Annotated in this window: 14 protein-coding genes; 8 read left to right on the top strand and 6 right to left on the bottom strand. The window is 70.7% G+C overall.

The window, feature by feature from the left end:
* The first annotated feature begins 98 nt into the window (after nt 1-98).
* Genes argB through AB0M01_RS03010 form a run of 6 tightly spaced genes read left to right on the top strand, consistent with a single transcriptional unit; the run spans nt 99 to nt 5,834 of the window.
* A complete protein-coding gene (gene argB / locus AB0M01_RS03035; protein WP_363665183.1) occupies nt 99-998 on the top strand; it encodes an acetylglutamate kinase in 900 nt (299 codons plus the stop codon).
* Entirely contained in the window at nt 995-2,212 is a 1,218-nt protein-coding gene (locus tag AB0M01_RS03030; RefSeq protein WP_363665182.1) for an acetylornithine transaminase, read from the top strand. The genes argB and AB0M01_RS03030 overlap by 4 nt, the downstream gene beginning before the upstream one ends.
* The gene (gene argF, locus AB0M01_RS03025) at nt 2,213-3,145 is read left to right on the top strand and encodes an ornithine carbamoyltransferase (RefSeq protein ID WP_363665181.1); all 933 of its coding nucleotides are present in this window, start codon (nt 2,213-2,215) and stop codon (nt 3,143-3,145) included.
* Nucleotides 3,142-3,675: an arginine repressor gene (locus tag AB0M01_RS03020; RefSeq protein WP_363665180.1), complete on the top strand. Its 534-nt coding sequence runs from the start codon at nt 3,142-3,144 to the stop codon at nt 3,673-3,675. Before argF ends, AB0M01_RS03020 begins: the two co-directional genes overlap by 4 nt.
* A 31-nt stretch (nt 3,676-3,706) precedes the next feature.
* Nucleotides 3,707-5,122, top strand: coding sequence for an argininosuccinate lyase (argH, locus tag AB0M01_RS03015; RefSeq protein ID WP_363665179.1), 1,416 nt, complete (start codon nt 3,707-3,709; stop codon nt 5,120-5,122).
* A 31-nt stretch (nt 5,123-5,153) separates the two neighbouring features.
* Complete coding sequence (locus tag AB0M01_RS03010) at nt 5,154-5,834, top strand: DNA-3-methyladenine glycosylase (RefSeq protein ID WP_363665178.1); 681 nt, start codon at nt 5,154-5,156, stop codon at nt 5,832-5,834.
* Nucleotides 5,835-5,870: 36 nt separating this feature from the next.
* Here the strand turns inward: AB0M01_RS03010 and AB0M01_RS03005 are convergent, their stop codons facing one another.
* The 4 genes from AB0M01_RS03005 to AB0M01_RS02990 all read right to left on the bottom strand — a co-directional run bounded on the left by AB0M01_RS03005 (nt 5,871) and on the right by AB0M01_RS02990 (nt 13,321).
* Nucleotides 5,871-6,701: a peptidylprolyl isomerase gene (locus AB0M01_RS03005; protein ID WP_363665177.1), complete on the bottom strand. Its 831-nt coding sequence runs from the start codon at nt 6,699-6,701 to the stop codon at nt 5,871-5,873.
* A gap of 28 nt (nt 6,702-6,729) precedes the next feature.
* Complete coding sequence (locus AB0M01_RS03000; protein ID WP_363665176.1) at nt 6,730-10,101, bottom strand: GH92 family glycosyl hydrolase; 3,372 nt, start codon at nt 10,099-10,101, stop codon at nt 6,730-6,732.
* 253 nt (nt 10,102-10,354) lie between these two features.
* Nucleotides 10,355-12,067: an amidohydrolase gene (locus AB0M01_RS02995; protein ID WP_363665175.1), complete on the bottom strand. Its 1,713-nt coding sequence runs from the start codon at nt 12,065-12,067 to the stop codon at nt 10,355-10,357.
* A 108-nt stretch (nt 12,068-12,175) separates the two neighbouring features.
* Nucleotides 12,176-13,321 carry an Mrp/NBP35 family ATP-binding protein gene (locus tag AB0M01_RS02990; RefSeq protein ID WP_363665174.1) on the bottom strand — a complete coding sequence of 382 codons (1,146 nt, stop codon included), beginning with the start codon at nt 13,319-13,321 and terminating at the stop codon, nt 12,176-12,178.
* Between the two features lie 220 nt (nt 13,322-13,541).
* On the opposite strand from AB0M01_RS02990, the gene AB0M01_RS02985 reads away from it, so the two are divergent.
* A complete protein-coding gene (locus tag AB0M01_RS02985; protein ID WP_363665173.1) occupies nt 13,542-13,871 on the top strand; it encodes a hypothetical protein in 330 nt (109 codons plus the stop codon).
* Here the strand turns inward: AB0M01_RS02985 and AB0M01_RS02980 are convergent.
* Nucleotides 13,868-14,461: a DUF1003 domain-containing protein gene (locus tag AB0M01_RS02980; RefSeq protein ID WP_363665172.1), complete on the bottom strand. Its 594-nt coding sequence runs from the start codon at nt 14,459-14,461 to the stop codon at nt 13,868-13,870. The two genes, AB0M01_RS02985 and AB0M01_RS02980, sit on opposite strands and share 4 nt — an antisense overlap.
* A complete protein-coding gene (locus AB0M01_RS02975) occupies nt 14,451-15,713 on the bottom strand; it encodes a CBS domain-containing protein (RefSeq protein WP_363665171.1) in 1,263 nt (420 codons plus the stop codon). Before AB0M01_RS02975 ends, AB0M01_RS02980 begins: the two co-directional genes overlap by 11 nt.
* A gap of 214 nt (nt 15,714-15,927) precedes the next feature.
* Here AB0M01_RS02975 and AB0M01_RS02970 point away from each other — a divergent pair, with 214 nt between their 5' ends.
* On the top strand, nt 15,928-16,896 hold the full coding sequence (locus tag AB0M01_RS02970) for a helix-turn-helix domain-containing protein (RefSeq protein WP_363665170.1): 969 nt from the start codon (nt 15,928-15,930) through the stop codon (nt 16,894-16,896).
* Nucleotides 16,897-16,954: the final 58 nt, after the last annotated feature.

Here is a 16,954-nt window from a genome sequence, read left to right as displayed (position 1 = left end):
GCTCCGCTCGGCGGGTCATGGGGCTTTGTCTCCCGGTCTTCCCTCGTCGCTCCAGTCGCTTCGCTCCCTACGCTCCTCAGTCCAGACCGGGAGGCCCCATGACCGACACGATCGACTCCTTGTCAGCCCACGCGAACGCGGTCGAGAAGGCCGCCGTCCTGACCGAGGCGCTGCCGTGGCTGAAGGAGTTCCACGGCAAGACCGTGGTCGTGAAGTACGGCGGCAACGCGATGGTCGACGAGAAGCTCAAGCGGGCCTTCGCCGAGGACATCGTCTTCCTCCGGTACGCCGGGGTCCGGGTCGTCGTCGTGCACGGCGGCGGCCCGCAGATCAGCGAGATGCTTGGCCGGCTCGGCATCGACAGCGAGTTCCGCGGCGGGCTGCGGGTCACCACGCCGGAGGCGATGGACGTCGTCGGCATGGTGCTGGTCGGCAAGGTCGGCCGCGAGCTGGTCGGCCTGCTGAACGCGCACGGGCCGTTCGCGGTCGGGATGTCCGGCGAGGACGCCGGGCTGTTCACCGCCGAGCGGCGCGGCCTGGTGATCGATGGTGAACCGGTCGACATCGGCCTGGTCGGCGACGTCGTCGACGTCCGGCCCGAGGCGGTGATCGACCTGATCGACGCCGGCCGAATCCCGGTCGTGTCCACGATCGCGCCGGACGAGGACGGCCAGGCGCACAACGTGAACGCCGACACCGCCGCCTCCGCGCTGGCAGTAGCGCTCGGTGCCGAGAAGCTCGTCGTACTGACCGACGTCGCGGGGCTCTACCGCAACTGGCCGGACAGCGACGAGATCATCACCCAGATCGACACCGCCGAGCTGGCCGAGCTGCTCCCGTCGCTCGCCTCCGGCATGGTCCCGAAGATGGAGGCCTGCCTGCGCGCCGTCCAGTCCGGCGTCTCCCGAGCGACCGTCATCGACGGCCGCGTCCCGCACTCGCTGCTGCTCGAGATCTTCACCGACGCCGGAAGTGGAACCCAGGTGATTCCCTCATGACTGAACTCATGCCCGCCGAGATCGGCGACCTGACCGCCACCGGCGCGGCTCTGACCGAGCGCTACACGCAGTCGCTGATGAACACCTTCGGGCCGCCGAAGCGGGTGCTGGTCCGTGGTGAGGGCGCCTACCTGTGGGATACCGACGGCAAGAAGTACCTCGACCTGCTCGGCGGGCTCGCGGTGAACTCGCTCGGCCACGCGCACCCGTTCGTCGTGTCCGCGGTGACGAGCCAGCTGACCACGCTCGGCCACGTGTCGAACTTCTTCGCCTCCGCGCCGCAGATCGCGCTCGCCGAGAAGCTGCTCTCGCTGATCGACGCGCCCGACGGCAAGGTGTTCTTCACCAACTCCGGGACCGAGGCCAACGAAGCGGCGTTCAAGATCACCCGCAAGACCGGGCGGACCAAGATCGTCTCCACGGTCGGCGCCTTCCACGGCCGGACGCTGGGCGCGCTCGCGATCACCTGGAAGCCGGCGTACCGGGAGGCGTTCGCGCCGCTGCCCGGTGACGTCACCTTCGTCCCGTACGGCGACGCCGCCGCGCTCGAGGCGGCCGTCGACGACGAGACCGCCGCGGTGGTGCTGGAGCCGATCCAGGGCGAGAACGGCGTCGTCGTACCGCCGGACCGTTATCTCCAGGCGGCGCGGCGGATCACGGCGCAGCACGGTGCGCTGCTGTGGATCGACGAGATCCAGACCGGCGTCGGGCGGACCGGGGACTGGTTCGCCTTCCAGCGCGAGGGGATCGTGCCGGACCTGGTCACGATCGCGAAGGGGCTGGGCGCGGGGATCCCGATCGGGGCCTGCCTCGGGTTCGGGGCGGCTTCGGCGCTGCTGGAGCCGGGGAACCACGGGACGACGTTCGGTGGGAACCCGGTCGCGTCGATCGCCGGGCTGGCGGTGCTGACGGTGATCGAGCGGGACGACCTGCTGGCGAACGTGAGTGCTGTCGGCAACTATCTGTCCTCGTCCGTCGAGGCGTTGAACCACCCACTGATCGCCGGCGTTCGCGGCCGCGGTCTGCTGCTGGCTGTTCAGCTCACGGCGCCGGTCTCCGACCAGATCGCCGCTTTGGCCCTGGACGCGGGATTTGTGATCAACAACCCGATTCCCGACGCGTTGCGCCTGGCGCCGCCGTACATTCTGACCAAGGCGGACGTGGACAGTTTCGTGGCCGCCCTCCCGGCGATCCTCGACAAGGTGGAGGTTTAGATGACCCGGCACTTCCTGCGGGACGACGACCTGAGTCCCGTCGAGCAGGACGAGGTGCTGACGCTGGCCGAGCAGCTGGCCAAGGACAGGTTCGCGCACCAGCCGCTGGCCGGGCCGCAGACCGTGGCGGTGCTGTTCGACAAGACGTCGACCCGGACCCGGATCTCGTTCGCGGTCGGGATCGCCGACCTCGGCGGCGTACCGCTGATCATCGACGCGCAGACCTCGCAGCTCGGACGCGGCGAGCCGATCGCCGACACCGCGCGGGTGCTCGAACGGCAGGTCGCCGCGATCGTCTGGCGGACCGCCGGGCAGACCCGGATCGAGGAGATGGCCGGCGCCTCCCGGGTGCCGGTGGTGAACGCGCTGACCGACGAGTTCCACCCGTGCCAGATCCTCGCCGACCTGATGACGGTCCGGCAGCACAAGGGCCGGACGGCGGGACTGAAGCTGACCTATCTCGGCGACGGCGCGAACAACATGGCGCACTCGTACCTGCTCGGCGGCGCGACCGCCGGGATGCACGTCGCGATCGGCTCGCCGGCGGCGTACCAGCCGGACCCGGCGATCCTCGCGAAGGCGGTCGAGATCGCTTCGGAGACGGGCGGTTCGGTGAGCTGGACCGACGACGCTTCCAAGGCGGTCGAGGGTGCGGACGTCGTCGCCACCGACACCTGGGTCTCGATGGGTCAGGAGGCCGAGGCCGAGCTGCGCGAGGCGCCGTTCGTCCCGTACTCCGTGACCGAGGAGCTGGTCGCGAAGGCGAACCCCGGCGCGATCGTGCTGCACTGCCTGCCGGCGTACCGGGGCAAGGAGATCGACGCGGTCTTCCTCGACGGGCCCGACTCGGTGGTCTGGGACGAGGCGGAGAACCGGCTGCACGCGCAGAAGGCTTTGCTGTCCTGGCTGCTGGCCCGAAACTTCTCCTCATGACCGAACAGCCGCGCACCCTGATCGCGCCCACCACCAAGACCGCCCGGCAGCAGCGGATCGTCGAGCTGCTCGGCCGGCAGCCGGTGCGGTCGCAGACCGAGCTCGCCGACCTGCTCGCCGAGGCCGGGCTGGGGGTCGGGCAGGCGACGCTGTCGCGCGACCTGGTCGAGATCGGCGCGGTCAAGGTGCGGGACGCGGTCGGCCAGCTCGTGTACGCCGTACCGGGTGAGGGTGGCGATCGCAGCCCGCGGGCCGGTGAGGCTGCGGCGTTCGAGGCGCGGCTGGCGCGGGTCGCGTCCGAGCTGCTGGTCTCGGCGGAGGGCAGCGCGAATCTGGTGATTCTGCGGACGCCGCCGGGGGCTGCGCAGTACTTCGCGTCGGCGATCGACCATGTGGGGCTCGACGATGTGCTGGGGACGATCGCGGGGGACGACACGGTGATGGTGGTGTCGCGGAACCCGGTCGGTGGTGAGGCGCTGGCGGCGCGCTTCCTGAGCCTGGCCGCGCGCACGGAGAAGGACCCGAGCTAGTTGCTGCTTGCAACTTTGAGAGGATTGCTGGATGAGTACGGGAGAGAGTGCGGCGTTGTGGGGCGGCCGGTTCGCCGGCGGGCCGGCGGACGCACTGGCGGCACTGAGCAAGTCGACCGACTTCGACTGGCGGCTGGCGCCCTACGACATCGCCGGGTCGAAGGCGCACGCGAAGGTGCTGCACCGCGCGGGACTGCTGACCGACGACGACCTCGAGGGCATGCTGCGCGGGCTCGACGAGCTGCTGGCCGACGTACTGTCCGGTGCGTTCCTGCCCGCTGAGGCCGACGAGGACGTGCACACCGCGCTGGAGCGCGGGCTGCTGGAGCGGCTAGGTGCGGAGCTCGGTGGGCGGCTGCGGGCCGGGCGCTCGCGGAACGACCAGGTCGCGACGCTGTTCCGCAGCTACCTGCGCGAGCACGGCCGGATCATCGCGCGGCTCGTGCTCGACCAGGTCGGCACACTGGCCGACCAGGCCGAGAAGCACCTCGGCGTCTCGATGCCGGGCCGCACGCACCTGCAGCACGCGCAGCCGGTGCTGCTCTCGCACCACCTGCTCGCGCACGCCTGGCCGCTGATCCGCGACCTGGAGCGGCTGGCCGAGTGGGACGCGCGCGTCGCGGCCGACTCGCCGTACGGGGCTGGTGCGCTGGCCGGCTCCTCGCTCGGGCTCGACCCGCTGTTCGTGGCGACCGAGCTGGGCTTCACCAACTCCTCGCCGAACTCGATCGACGGGACCTCGGCCCGGGACTTCGTCGCCGAGTTCGCGTTCGTCACCGCGCAGATCGGCGTCGACCTGTCCCGGCAGGCCGAGGAGATCATCCTCTGGGCGACCAAGGAGTTCGGCTTCGTCCGGCTCGACGACGCGTTCTCCACCGGGTCGTCGATCATGCCGCAGAAGAAGAACCCCGACATCGCCGAGCTGGCCCGCGGCAAGTCGGGCCGGCTGATCGGGAACCTGACCGGTCTGCTGGCGACGCTGAAGGCGCAGCCGCTGGCGTACAACCGCGACCTGCAGGAGGACAAGGAGCCGGTCTTCGACTCCGTCGACACCCTCGAGGTGCTGCTGCCGGCGTTCACGGGGATGATCCGGACGCTGGTCTTCGACACGGCGCGGCTGGAGGAGCTGGCGCCGCAGGGGTTCTCGCTGGCGACGGACATCGCCGAGTGGCTGGTCCGTCAGAAGGTGCCGTTCCGGATCGCGCACGAGCTGGCCGGTGCGTGTGTCCAGGAGTGCGAGAAGCGCGGGATCGAGCTGTGGGACCTGACCGACGCCGAGCTGGCGGCGATCTCGCCGCAGCTGACGCCGGAGGTGCGGTCGGTGCTGACGGTGGAGGGCTCGGTCGCGTCGCGCAACGCCCGCGGCGGGACCGCGGGGGAGCGCGTCGCCGAGCAGCTCGCGGAGCTGCGTTCGCGCGCTGCCGATTTCACCGAGCGCCTCGGCTGATCGGGTTGTGATCGGCCAGTAGGGTCCTGGCATGCCCGTTCGCCGTACTCTGCTGGCCGGTCCCGTCCTCGAGGTCGCACCGAAACTCCTCGGCATGGTCGTGCGCCGGACCACCGACGAGGGGACCGTCGCCGTACGGATCACCGAGGTCGAGGCGTACGACGGCGCGAACGATCCTGGCTCGCACGCCTTCCGCGGCGAGACTCCGCGGAACGCGGTGATGTTCGGGCCGGCCGGGTTTCTCTACGTGTACTTCACGTACGGCATGCACTACTGCATGAACGTCGTCCTCGGCCCCGACGGGCAGCCTTCAGCCGCGCTGATCCGCGCCGGCGAGGTCATCGAAGGCATCGAGCTGGCCCGCAGCCGCCGCGGCGCTCCTGAACCCCCGGCGAAGTTCAACCAGGCGACCCCCGGGCGTTCTCCGGGCCGCCCGACCCGGCGTACGCCGAACCCGGACCGGGATCTCGCTCGAGGCCCCGCCCGCCTCTGCGTAGCCCTCGGCATCACCGACCGCACCCCCAACGGCACCGACCTCCTCGCCAAATCGTCCGCCGTCCAGCTGCTCCCAGGCCCGGGCTTCGACGGAGTCCCGTCCACCGGCCCCCGAGTGGGTCTCCGGGACGCGGCCGACAACCCGTGGCGCTTCTGGATCCCGGACGACCCGACGGTTTCGCCGTACCGACCGCACGTGCCCAAGCGCAGGGCATGAAACAGCCCCACAGCCATCGGCTGTGGGGCTGTTTGCTCAGAAGCCCAGGCGCTGTGCGATCAGGATGTCGGTCTTGCGGACCGGTGCTCCGTCGAGGTTGTCCGGGTTGTCGGGGGTGACGACCGTGCCGGCGGCGGCGACCCGGTCGAGGACCTTCAGGCCGAGGGGGTCGATGGTGCCGAAGATCGTGTAGTCGGGGCGGAGGCGGGAGTCGCCGAAGGTGAGGAAGAACTGGCTGCCGTTGGTGTTCGGGCCGGCGTTCGCCATCGCCAGCGTGCCGCGGGCGTAGAGGCGAGCCGGGCTGGTCGGCGGGTCGTTCGGGTACATCGGGAGGCCGACCGGCAGCTCGTCCTTGTAGCTGTAGCCGGGGCCGCGCTCACCGGAGCCTGTGGGGTCGCCGCACTGCAGGACCTTCAGGGTCGGGTAGAGCGTGAGCCGGTGGCAGGTGGTGAAATTGTAGAACCGGCTCTTGGCCAGGTGGAGGAAGCTCTGCACCGTGCACGGCGCCTTGGCGCGGTCCAGGGTGAGCAGCATCGGGCCCTGGTTCGTCGCCACGAGCACCTTCACCACGCCCTTGGACGGCGTCGGTGTCGGGTCCGGCGGCAGTGACACCGGGCGCGGCGACGGGTCGTCGGGCGTCGCGGTGTACTGGCACGGACCGGTCGTGGTCCCGGTCGGGGTGGTCGGCTTCCCGGCCTGGGCCGGTGCGACCTCGGCCGGCGCCGAGCCGGGCTGGACGCCCAGCTGCAGCGGGGCCTCGGCAGGCGCCGGGCCGGGGGCCGGTACGGCGGCCAGTGCCGTACCGGTGGTGGCGAGCAGGCCTGCGACGCTCAGTGCGGCGCAGGCGATGACGCTTTTGGCTCTCATCGTGGTTCTCCTCCAGGGCGGTTCGGGATCAACCGGTGGCCAGCGTGAAGATCCGCAGGTCGCGATTCTCCGGCAGCGTCACGCTAACCGGAATCCGGTCCGCGGCAACAGGAACCGGCGTGGTGGCGAAGATGTGGGTGGCCACGTTGTCGCGTCCACCGCCCGACTCGTTGCGGTACGGCGTGGAGGCGACCACCAGGTTCCCGAAGTGCACGGTGTCGCCGCCACCGCCCAGCGTCCAGTCGCTGAACGACAGGTCGATCGCGCTGGTCGAGCCGTCGGAGTACCGCAAGGTCGCGGTCGCCTGCTGGTTCCCGTTCACCGCGCTGCCGACGAACGACAGCTTCGTGGTGCCGGCCGGCAGCGCCAGGTCGAGCTGCTGCCCGTCAGCCGGCACGTTGTCCGGCTCACCCACCGGTACGCCGGGCCAGGTGAACGTCAGCCCCTCCTTGGTCACCGTGCTACCAGGGGTGAGCCCGGCCGCGGCCAGCGCCTGCCGCGAGTAGCTGACGCCGCCGCCGTCGTAGTCGGCCTCGGTGTGGTCACCGGCGTCGTCGGACGCCGCCACACCTTCGCGGAGCACGGAGAACGAGTTCGGCAGACCCACCACGACGGTGAAGCCCAGCCGCGGCAGCACCGTCCCGTCGGCCGCCTTGAGCGCGACCGTCACCGGGTAGCGGCCGTCCGGCGTACCGGGGGCTGCGGTGATGCGCACGGGTGCGCCGCCGGACTGGTCGACCGTGAAGCTGCCACTCGCTGGGGACGCGGTCAGGCCCGCGGGGGTTATCACGGCGTACGAGACGCTGGTCGCCGTGCCGCTGAGTCGGTGCGCCTTGACCGTCACCGGCTCGGAGGTGGTGCCGGGGGCGACGACGAGGCGGCCGATGTCCGTCGAGGTCTGGAACGGGATCTCACCGGTCCGCCACGACGGCGGCGCGTCCTTCGCGGCCGCGCCCCAGGCGGTGTTCGGCGTCGTGGCGACCTTGAAGTCGAGCGTGCCGCCGCGCTGGACGAAACTTTCTGCGAGCCAGGGCTTCGAGGACGACCGGCCGTCGACGCGCAGGCTCTGCACGTACTTCGCCGCGGTAGACGCACCCGGCGCGTTGATCCGGATCGTGCGGCCCTTGTCGCGGTGGATCACCGCGCGCGGGAACAGCGGCGCCGCGACCTGCAGCTCGGCGCGGCTCGGCACCTCGGGGTACAGGCCGAGCGCGGTCCACACGTACCAGGACGACATCGCGCCCAGGTCGTCGTTCCCGGGGATGCCGCCGGTGCTGGTGTTCCACAGCTGAGTCATTGCCTGACGCAACGTTTCTTGCGCCTTCCAGGGCTGGCCGCTGTAGTTGTAGATCCAGGGCGTGTTGATCGACGGTTCGTTGTCCATCTCGGCGTGCAGGTCACCGGACTTGGTCAGTGCCCAGTTCCCGTCGGCGTCCTTGAAGAACGCGTCGAGCCGCTGGTTGACCGCGTCCTTGCCGCCCATCGCGTCGAACAGCCCGGCGCGGTTGTGCGGGATCATCCAGGTGTACTGCGCGCTGCTGCCCTCGGCGAAACCGTCCTGCGTCGCCGGGGTGAAGGCCGGCCAGGCGCCGTTCTCGTCGCGGTTCTGGATGTAGCCGCCGTTCTCGGGGTTGAACACGTTCTGCCAGTACTGCGAGCGCTTCACGAACTTGTCGGCGGTCTTCCGGTCGCCGACGGCTTTCGCCAGCTCGGCGAGGGCGAAGTCGGCGGTGGTGTCCTCGAGCGTCTCGACCGCGCCGCCCCAGGCGTTCGACTTGGTCGGGATGTAGCCGAGCGCCAGGTACTTGTCGAGCGACGGCCGCTGCCCGATCGACATCACCGGCTTGCCGGCCGAGCTCAGGTCCTTCGCCGTCGGAACCGTCGCCGCCTTGACCAGCGACTTCAGCGCGGCCCGTACGTCGAAGTTGGTGCCGCCGAACGCGTGGATCCCGGCCAGCGCGGGTGCTGACGGGTCACCGGTCATCACCGCCGTACTGCCGGAGGCATGGGTCCAGCGATCCCAGATGCCGTCGTTCTGCTGCGCCTGGTTGAGCAGCGACTGGGCGATGTCACCTGCTCGCTGCGGCTCCAGCAGGGTGAGCAGCTGGACCTGCGAGCGGTAGACGTCCCAGCCGGAGAAGGTGGCGTACTGGTTCCGCTGGCCTCGGCTCAGCTGGTGTGGCTTCTGGTCGAAGCCCCAGTACTGGCCGTTGACGTCGTTGAAGACGTTCGGGTGCAGCAGCGCGTGGTAGAGCGCGGTGTAGAAGGTGGTCCGGTCGGCGGTGGCGCCACCGGTGACCTCGATGCGGTTCAGCTGGTCGCGCCAAGCCTGCTTGGCCTTGGCCGCGGTCTTGGCGACCGACTGGCCGCGCGGGTTCTCCTTGGCCAGGTTGGCTGCTGCGTTGGCCTTGCTGACGTAGGAGATGCCGATCCGCATGTTCACGGTGCTGCTGTCGAAGCCGAGGTAGGCCCCCGAGCCCTTGCCGGCCGGCATCCAGCCGTCGCTGCCGTACGTCGTACCGCCGCTGGCCGAGTTGCTGCCCGGGCTGACGGCCGCGTCCTTCCAGGTGCCGTGGTTGGCGAACGGCTGGTCGAACTGGGCGACGAAGTGCAGCGTGTAGTAGCTGCGCTGGCCGACGGAGGCCAGGTAGCCGCAGAAGTTGCCGCTGGTCACCGAGCCGGTCACAGTGCGCTTCGCCGGGTCGATGGTGACCTGGGCGTCGCTGGAGCCGACCTCCGAGTTCGCCGTACGGAACAGGAGGGACTTGGCCTTGTCGGCGGGGAAGGTGAAGGTCGCTGCGCCGGTGCGCGTGGTGGCGGCCAGCTCGGCGGTGGCGCCGGAGTCGAGGCCGACCTTGTAGTAGCCGGGCTTGGCGATCTCGTTGGCGTGGGAGAACGTGCTGGCGTACACCTCGTCCTTGGCGTCGGTCTGCGGGGAGGTGGTGACGCTGCCGGCATACGGGAAGATGGGGATGTCGCCGGAGCCGCCGGCGCACCCGGTGCCGGACATGTGGGTCAGGCTGAAGCCGCGGATGCGCGTGGCGTCGTACAGGTAGCCGCCGGGTGCCGCGGTGCGGAACTGGTTGCCGCGGCTCGTCTCCGGGCTGAAGGAGAACATCCCGAACGGCATGACCGCGCCGGGGAACACGTCACCGAGGTTGGACGTGCCGATCAGCGGGTCGACGTGCTCAGTGGGGTCTGGTGAGCTGCTGGTGATCCGGCTCTGCCCGACCGCCTCCTGTGCCCTGAGACCCGGCGGTGCCGTGCTCGGTGGCGCTGTGGTCGGGCGGCCGTCGTACTGCGGAGACGGACTCGGCACTGCCGAGGCCAGCGCGGTGGAGACCAGTGCGGTGATCAGTGAGCCGGCCAGAACGGCGGCAGTACGACGTGACTTCTTCACGGGCGGTCCTTCGACGTCGGGACAGCACGCCACCGCACGCGGCCGCACCCCGCCCGGCGCACGTCGTCCAGGGCGGCGGACGGCGTACGACCGAGCGGGGCAGGGCTACGGTCAGGACGGCGCTGTCACGGGCGGTGTGACATCGTTGTCAGCAAGAAATACCGGACTGTCACAGCCCTCGTCAAGACTTTCGGCACGTTCCGCAACCGGGCAACCGCGTTCCGCAACTCGTGACGGCGCACCGGCCGCCCGCTCAGGTGACCGGAGCCAGGTTCGGCCCGGTCGTCCCCAATTGCTCGGCCGCGACCACCTCGGGGACCGGCCAGCGGATGCTCGGCGGCGGCCAGTGCAGACCGGTGGCCGCCAGGAAGTCGGCCGGCGGCTCGTAGACCGGCGGCTGCTGGTTGTCCGGGATCAGGCTCGCCCACTGGACGCCCGCCGTACGGTCCGCGAACTCCTGCTGCAGCCCGGCCAGCCGCTCCGGCTGCTGGATCAGGTCGACGGCCGTCGCAGCGAGGTAGCGCGCCGCCGACAGCATGCCCTGGTGGCCGATCGAGCTGCCGGCCGTCGACGTCACCGTCCAGTTGTGGTTCGGCAGCCCGGTCGGGAACGTCGTGACCAGGGCCGTCACCACCGGCGTCCGCCAGCTCACGTCGGCGGTGTCGGTGGAGATCCCGCCACCGAACGCCGGAGCCGGGGGAGTCAGCGGGACCAGCCCGGTCGGCAGCCCCGCCTCCGGCTTCCCGACCGATCGCTGCAGTGCCTTGGCCAGCTCCTGGTCGGCGGCGCTGAACACCGGGGCGCCCAGCTGCTGCATGTTCTCGTTGAGGAGCTCGGCGCCGGCCTTGTTGCCGAGCGTGTTCCAGGTCGCGGAGTGGAACTTGTGCGCCAGCTTCGTCTGGCTGGCCTGTGCGGCGGCCTTCGCGCACTCGACGATCTTGTCGTACAGCACCTGCACCCGCGCCGGGCTGCCCTCGCGGACGAAGTACCAGATCGAGCACATGTCCGGGGTGACGTTCGGCGCCCCGCCGCCGTTGATCACCGCGTAGTGGAACCGGCCGGACGCGGCCACGTTCTTCTCCCGCAGGTACTCCGTCATCGTCGCCATCAGCAGCGCCGCGTCCAGCCCGCTCTTGTTGCCCAGCGGGTTCGCGCCGTGCCCGGCGGCGCCCAGGAAGGTGAACGTGGCCGAGCTGAGCGCACTGGTGGTGTTCCAGAACGCCAGCGAGTTGTTGAACGGGTGCCAGTCCAGGAAGGCGTCCAGCCCGTCGTACACGCCGGCCTTGACCAGGTACGGCTTGCCGACCAGCTGCTCCTCGCCGGTCGTCCCGAACACCTTCACGGTCGCCTTCAGCCCACCGGCCCGGATCGCCTGGCTGACAGCGATCGCCGCGGCCGTCGAGCCCGCGCCGAGCAGGTTGTGCGCGTCGCCGTGACCAGCGCCGTACGTCGGCCCGTAGGCGTCGTAGTTGTAGACCAGCGGGTCGTGGCTACTGGCACCCCGCTGCTGCGACAGGCCCGGCAGGGCGTCGTACTCGGCGTTGAAGCCCAGCACCGGTCCACCCGACCCGTACGTCGCGACGAAGGCGGCGGGCAGTCCGCCGACGCCCCACTGGACGGTGAACCCGTACTTGCGCAGCAGCGCCGCGGTCGCGAGCGACGACTTCCACTCGCGCAGGGACAGCTCGGCGTACTGCCAGATGTCGTCGGCCAGGCGGATCACCTCGGCCTTGTTCGCGTCGAGCCAGGCCAGCGCGGTGGTCTTGGCGCTGCTGCTCAGGGCGAGACCGGTCGGCGCCCGGTACGCCGTGGGGTCGACGCCCTTGCTCTCGTCGTACCCGAGCGAAGCGCCCAGCACCGGATCGGCTTTCGCCATCGCCAACGGCCCGGCCGCGGCGGTCAGCCCGAACGCCTGCAGGAGACGCCGGCGGCCGACGTCGTAGTTGTTCGCCACGTGAATCCTCACTTGTAGTGGATCGGACGATCACTACAAGTGCTGGACGGCACGCGATGGTTCCGCCCCGGCGGACGTTGGCCAACTCCGCCGGGGGAGGTTTCAAGCGGTACTCGGGGGTCAGCGACCGACTGGTGACAGACCCAACTGGCGGCCGAGCAGGCCGCGGGGCTTGCCGCCGAGGCGCTGGGCGATGTCGGCGATGACCTTGGAGGCCGGGGTGTCCGGGTCGGCGACGGCGAGCGGCTTGCCGAGGTCGCCGCCGCTGCGCAGGCGCTCGTCGAGGGGGATCTCGCCGAGCAGGGGGATCGGGTAGCCGAGGCGGGCCGAGAGAGTCTCGGAGACGCGCAGGCCGCCGCCGGTGCCGAAGATCTCGATCCGGTGCTCGGGGCCGCAGTGCGGGCAGGGCAGGAACGACATGTTCTCGATCACGCCCGCGACCCGCTGGTGCACCATCTGGGCCATCGTGCCGGCCCGCTCGGCCACCTCGGCGGCGGCCTCCTGCGGCGTGGTCACGACGATCACCTCGGCGCTGGTCAGCCGCTGGCCGACCGAGATCGCGATGTCACCGGTGCCCGGCGGGAGGTCGAGCAGCAGGACGTCGAGGTCGCCCCAGTAGACGTCGGCGAGCATCTGCACCAGCGCCCGGTCCAGGATCGGGCCGCGCCAGGCGACCACCTGGTCGCGCTTGGGCTTCAGCATCCCGATCGAGATCACCTTCACGCCGTGCGCGGGCACCGGCATGATCATGTCGTCGACCGCGGTCGGCCGCTCGTCGGCGACCCCGAACATGGCCGGCACCGAGTGCCCGTAGATGTCGGCGTCCAGGACGCCGACCGACAGCCCCTTCGCGGCCATCGCGACCGCCAGGTTCACCGTCACCGACGACTTGCCCACGCCGCCCTTGCCGGACGCGATCGCGAACACCTTGGTCAGCGAGTCGGCCCGCGAGAACGGGATCTCCTTCTCCGCGACCCCACCGCGCAGCTGCGTCTGCAACGCCGCCCGCTGCTCGGTCGACATCACGCCGAGCTCCACCTCGACCCCGGTGACGCCGTCCAGCGCGCTGACGGCGGCGATCGTGTCCCGCCGCAACGTGTCCTTCATCGGGCACCCGGCGACGGTCAGCAGGATCTTCACCGCGACCACACCGTCGGTCTTCACCACCACGGACTCGACCATGCCGAGCTCGGTGATCGGTTTCTTGATCTCGGGGTCGATCACAGACCCGAGCGCCGCGGTCACCTGGTCAGCAGAGGGAGCCATGCACACAGGCTACGTGGTGCCCCACAACCCTCCCACCACGGTCCGTGTGACGTACCTCCGGCAAGGCAACCCTAAGTAAGGCTTGAACTATGATCCGTCCACCGAGCGATAGCCGAGGCCACCGGAACGACGGGCAGGACCGCTGTGACGACCGATCTCCCTGTACCTTTCCAGCCCTGCTGGCTGCACTGGATGGCCGTTCCGACCGACGACCAGGCGGGTGTGTGAGGCGCTCAGTACGACGTACGGGCGGGCGCAGGCGTACTTCTTCGGCCTGCAGGCCGACGGGTCGGCGTGGTTGCTGGCGGAGGACGGCGTCGTCCGGCGGCGCTTCGTGGCCAGAGGAGAGCCGGGGGACGAGTTGCTGACGATCGGGGAGCCGCTGGAGCTCGAGGTCAGCAGGCTGGCGGACGAGGACCCCGAGGAGTGGAAGTCGGTCCGGTTCGACCTCGCGCCGGAGATCGCCGCGGCGTACTCGGTGGATCCGCTGCGGCTGGGCACGTCGACCGAGTTCACCGGGCAGTGCCTGGTCGCGCGGACGCCGTACTAGACCCGGTCGTCCTCCCGGTCCTTGTCCAGGTCGGCGAGCAGCGAGCGGAGCTCGGAGCGGAGGAAGTCTCGGGTGGCGACCTCGCCGACGGACATCCGCAGTGAGGCCATCTCGCGGGCCAGGAACTCCATGTCGGCGCGGGTGCGGGCGTCGACGTCGCGGTCGCGTTCGTACTGGACGCGGTCGCGGGCCTCCTGGCGGTTCTGGGCGAGCAGGATCAGCGGGGCGGCGTACGACGCCTGGAGGCTGAGCGCGAGGGTGAGGAAGATGAACGGGTACTGGTCGAAGCGCAGGCTCTCCGGCGCGAAGATGTTCCAGCCGACCCAGAACAGGATCGTCGCGGTCATGTAGACCAGGAACTGGCCGGTGCCGAGGAAGCGGGCGATGCGTTCCGACAGCCGGCCGAACGCGTCGGCGTCGTACGCGCGGCGGCGGACCAGCGTGCGGCGCAGCTCGCGGGGGACGTCGAGGCGGCCGGCGGCCGGGCGGGTCAGGCGGCGCTCCTCCGAGCGGCGGTCGTCCGAGCGGCCGGAGCGGCCGTCCTGGCGGGACCGGCCGGTACGGCGGTCGTCGCGGTCGTCACGGGGCATCCCGGTCCACCTCCTGCTGTGCGGAGCCGCGCCAGTCGTCGGGCAGCAGATGGTCGAGTACGTCGTCGACGGTGACCGCGCCGAGCAGCCGGCCCTCGTCGTCGAGCACGGGAGCGGCGACCAGGTTGTACGTCGCCAGGTACTTGCTGACAGCCTGCAGCCCGTCGTCCGGCCGCAGCCCGTCCAGGTCAGTGTCCAGTACGCCGGACACCAGCGCCGACGGCGGCTCGCGCAGCAGCCGCTGGATGTGGCCGATGCCGATGAAGCGCCCGGTCGGCGTCTCCAGCGGCGGCCGGCACACGTAGATCATCGCCGCCAGCGCCGGGCTCAGCTCCGCGTTGCGCACATGCGCGAGCGCGTCGGCGACGGTCGCGTCCGCGGGCAGGATCACCGGCTCCGACGTCATCAGTCCGCCCGCCGTCCGCTCCTCGTACGTCAGCAGGCGGCGTACGTCCTCGGCCTCGTCCGGCTCCATCAGCGTCAGCAGCCGCTCGGCCGTCTCGGTCGGCAGCTCGGCGATCAGGTCGGCGGCGTCGTCGGGCGACATCTCCTCGAGCACGTCCGCGGCCCGCTCGGTGTCGAGCCCGGCGAGGATCTCCACCTGGTCGTCCTCGGGCAGCTCTTCCAGTACGTCGGCCAGCCGCTCGTCGTTCAGCGCCGACGCGATCTCCTTGCGGCGCTTGGGCGACAGCTCGTGCAGTACGCCGGCCAGGTCGGCGGGTTTCATCGTGTCCATCGCCGCGAGCATGTGGGTCGCGCCCTGCGCCTCCTCGGTCTGCGCGAACCCGCTGACGTCGGACCAGTCGAGCACGTGCGACTGCCCGCGCCGCCGGAACCGCTTGGCGCCCTCGGTCACGGCGACCTTGGACAGCACCCAGTCGCGCGTCCGCCACTGCTCCATCGCCAGGTCGAACACGACCGCGGAGGCGCCGGTCTCGCGGATCGTCACGGTCCGGTCGAGCAGCTCGCCGAGCACCAGCACCTCGGTCGCCCGCTGCTCGAACCGGCGCATGTTCAGCAGCCCGGTGGTGATCACGTGCCCCACGTCGACGGAGGTGACCCGCGTCATCGGCAGAAAGATCCGCCGCCGCGTGAACACCTCCACCACCAGCCCGAGCACCCGCGGCGGCTGGGTGTCCTGCCGCAGCATCACCACGACGTCACGCACCTTGCCGACCTGGTCCCCGTTCGGGTCGTACACGGGCAACCCGGCCAACCGGGCCACGTACACACGCGCCGGAGATCCGCTCATGCCCCGAGGCTAACCGCCCGAAGCGTCCAGCCCCGTACCCGAGCAGCCGGTGCGGCACTGTGTCGACCACAAGGGCGGGACAGGTTGCCTCGGCGACCGGGTCGTGTCGGCTCCTGGACGCTGGGGTGCCGAATCGGCAAACGGTTTCTAGAATTCGTCCGGGCCGGTACATCGTTGTCATCGGTCGGTTGAGTTGTGGGCGGATGGGGCGGGCATGCTGAGATCCACTGGGCTGGGGACCGAGAACGAGGCGACGTACCTGGCGCTGGTGCGGCAGGGGTCGGCGACCCCGTCCGAGCTGGCCGACCGGGTCGGGCTGTCGGAGGCGGACGTACTGCGGGCCGTCGACGCGCTGCAGCGGGAGGGGTTCGTGCACCGCACGCCTCCGCCGCGGGAGTTGGTCGTACCGGTGCCGCCTGATCTCGCGGTGGAGCAGCTGGTGCAGCGCCAGGAGGAGGAGCTCGAGCGGGTCCGCGAGGCGGCGTACCGGTTGACTGCGGCGGCGTACAACCTGGCCAGTGACCGGCGGACCGAGGAGCTCATCGAGATCGTCTCCGGGCAGACGGCGGTCGGGCTGGCGTTCGACAGGGTCCAGCGCGCGGCCCGGGAGCAGGTGCGCGAGCTGGTGGCACCGCCGTACGCCGCGACGGCTGAGGTGAACAGGACCCAGCTCGCTCGGCAGGCGGAGGGCGTTGCGTACCGGGTTGTCTACGACAGCTCAGCGCTCAGCGAGGAGCTGCTGTCGGCCAGCGCGGTCAGCCACGTGCGTGCTGGTGAGCAGGCGAGGATCGTCGACGACCTGCCGACCAAGCTGGCTGTAGCTGACCGCGAGCTGGCGCTACTGCCGCTCGACTGGGCAACGCCTGCGCGCGACGCTGCGCTACTGGTGCACCCCTGCGGCCTGCTGGACGCACTGGTCGCGCTGTTCGAGACCGTCTGGTCGCGGGCCAGTCCGCTCGTCGTGACGGCCGAGGACAGGCTCTCGGCGGAGGACCCGATGTCGGCCGAGGACAGGTACCTGCTGTCGTTGCTGGTGGCCGGGCTGACCGACGACGCGGCAGGTGTCCGGCTGGGGATCAGCCGGCGGACGGTAGCGCGCCGGGTGCAGCTGCTGATGGAGCGGACCAACTCGCGCTCGCGCCTGCAGCTCGGCTGGCACGCGCGGGACCGCGGCTGGCTCTGACGGCTGTCCAGCTGCTGGACGAGCTGTCCGAATTGGTCGTGTCAGCTTTGCGCCAGGG

The organism is Kribbella sp. NPDC051770, from assembly GCF_040681455.1.
Lineage (GTDB): Bacteria > Actinomycetota > Actinomycetes > Propionibacteriales > Kribbellaceae > Kribbella.
The sequence above is the reverse complement of the archived record's forward strand: the minus strand, read 5'-3'. Positions and strand labels throughout refer to the sequence as shown.

Excerpts from the sequence above, each read along its gene's own strand:
- argB (WP_363665183.1), top strand. The coding sequence starts at position 99 with ATGACCGACACGATCGACTCCTTGTCAGCCCACGCGAACGCGGTCGAG.
- AB0M01_RS03030 (WP_363665182.1), top strand. The coding sequence starts at position 995 with ATGACTGAACTCATGCCCGCCGAGATCGGCGACCTGACCGCCACCGGC.
- argF (WP_363665181.1), top strand. The coding sequence starts at position 2,213 with ATGACCCGGCACTTCCTGCGGGACGACGACCTGAGTCCCGTCGAGCAG.
- AB0M01_RS03020 (WP_363665180.1), top strand. The coding sequence starts at position 3,142 with ATGACCGAACAGCCGCGCACCCTGATCGCGCCCACCACCAAGACCGCC.
- argH (WP_363665179.1), top strand. The coding sequence starts at position 3,707 with ATGAGTACGGGAGAGAGTGCGGCGTTGTGGGGCGGCCGGTTCGCCGGC.
- AB0M01_RS03010 (WP_363665178.1), top strand. The coding sequence starts at position 5,154 with ATGCCCGTTCGCCGTACTCTGCTGGCCGGTCCCGTCCTCGAGGTCGCA.
- AB0M01_RS03005 (WP_363665177.1), bottom strand. The coding sequence starts at position 6,701 with ATGAGAGCCAAAAGCGTCATCGCCTGCGCCGCACTGAGCGTCGCAGGC.
- AB0M01_RS02990 (WP_363665174.1), bottom strand. The coding sequence starts at position 13,321 with ATGGCTCCCTCTGCTGACCAGGTGACCGCGGCGCTCGGGTCTGTGATC.
- AB0M01_RS02980 (WP_363665172.1), bottom strand. The coding sequence starts at position 14,461 with ATGCCCCGTGACGACCGCGACGACCGCCGTACCGGCCGGTCCCGCCAG.
- AB0M01_RS02975 (WP_363665171.1), bottom strand. The coding sequence starts at position 15,713 with ATGAGCGGATCTCCGGCGCGTGTGTACGTGGCCCGGTTGGCCGGGTTG.
- AB0M01_RS02970 (WP_363665170.1), top strand. The coding sequence starts at position 15,928 with ATGCTGAGATCCACTGGGCTGGGGACCGAGAACGAGGCGACGTACCTG.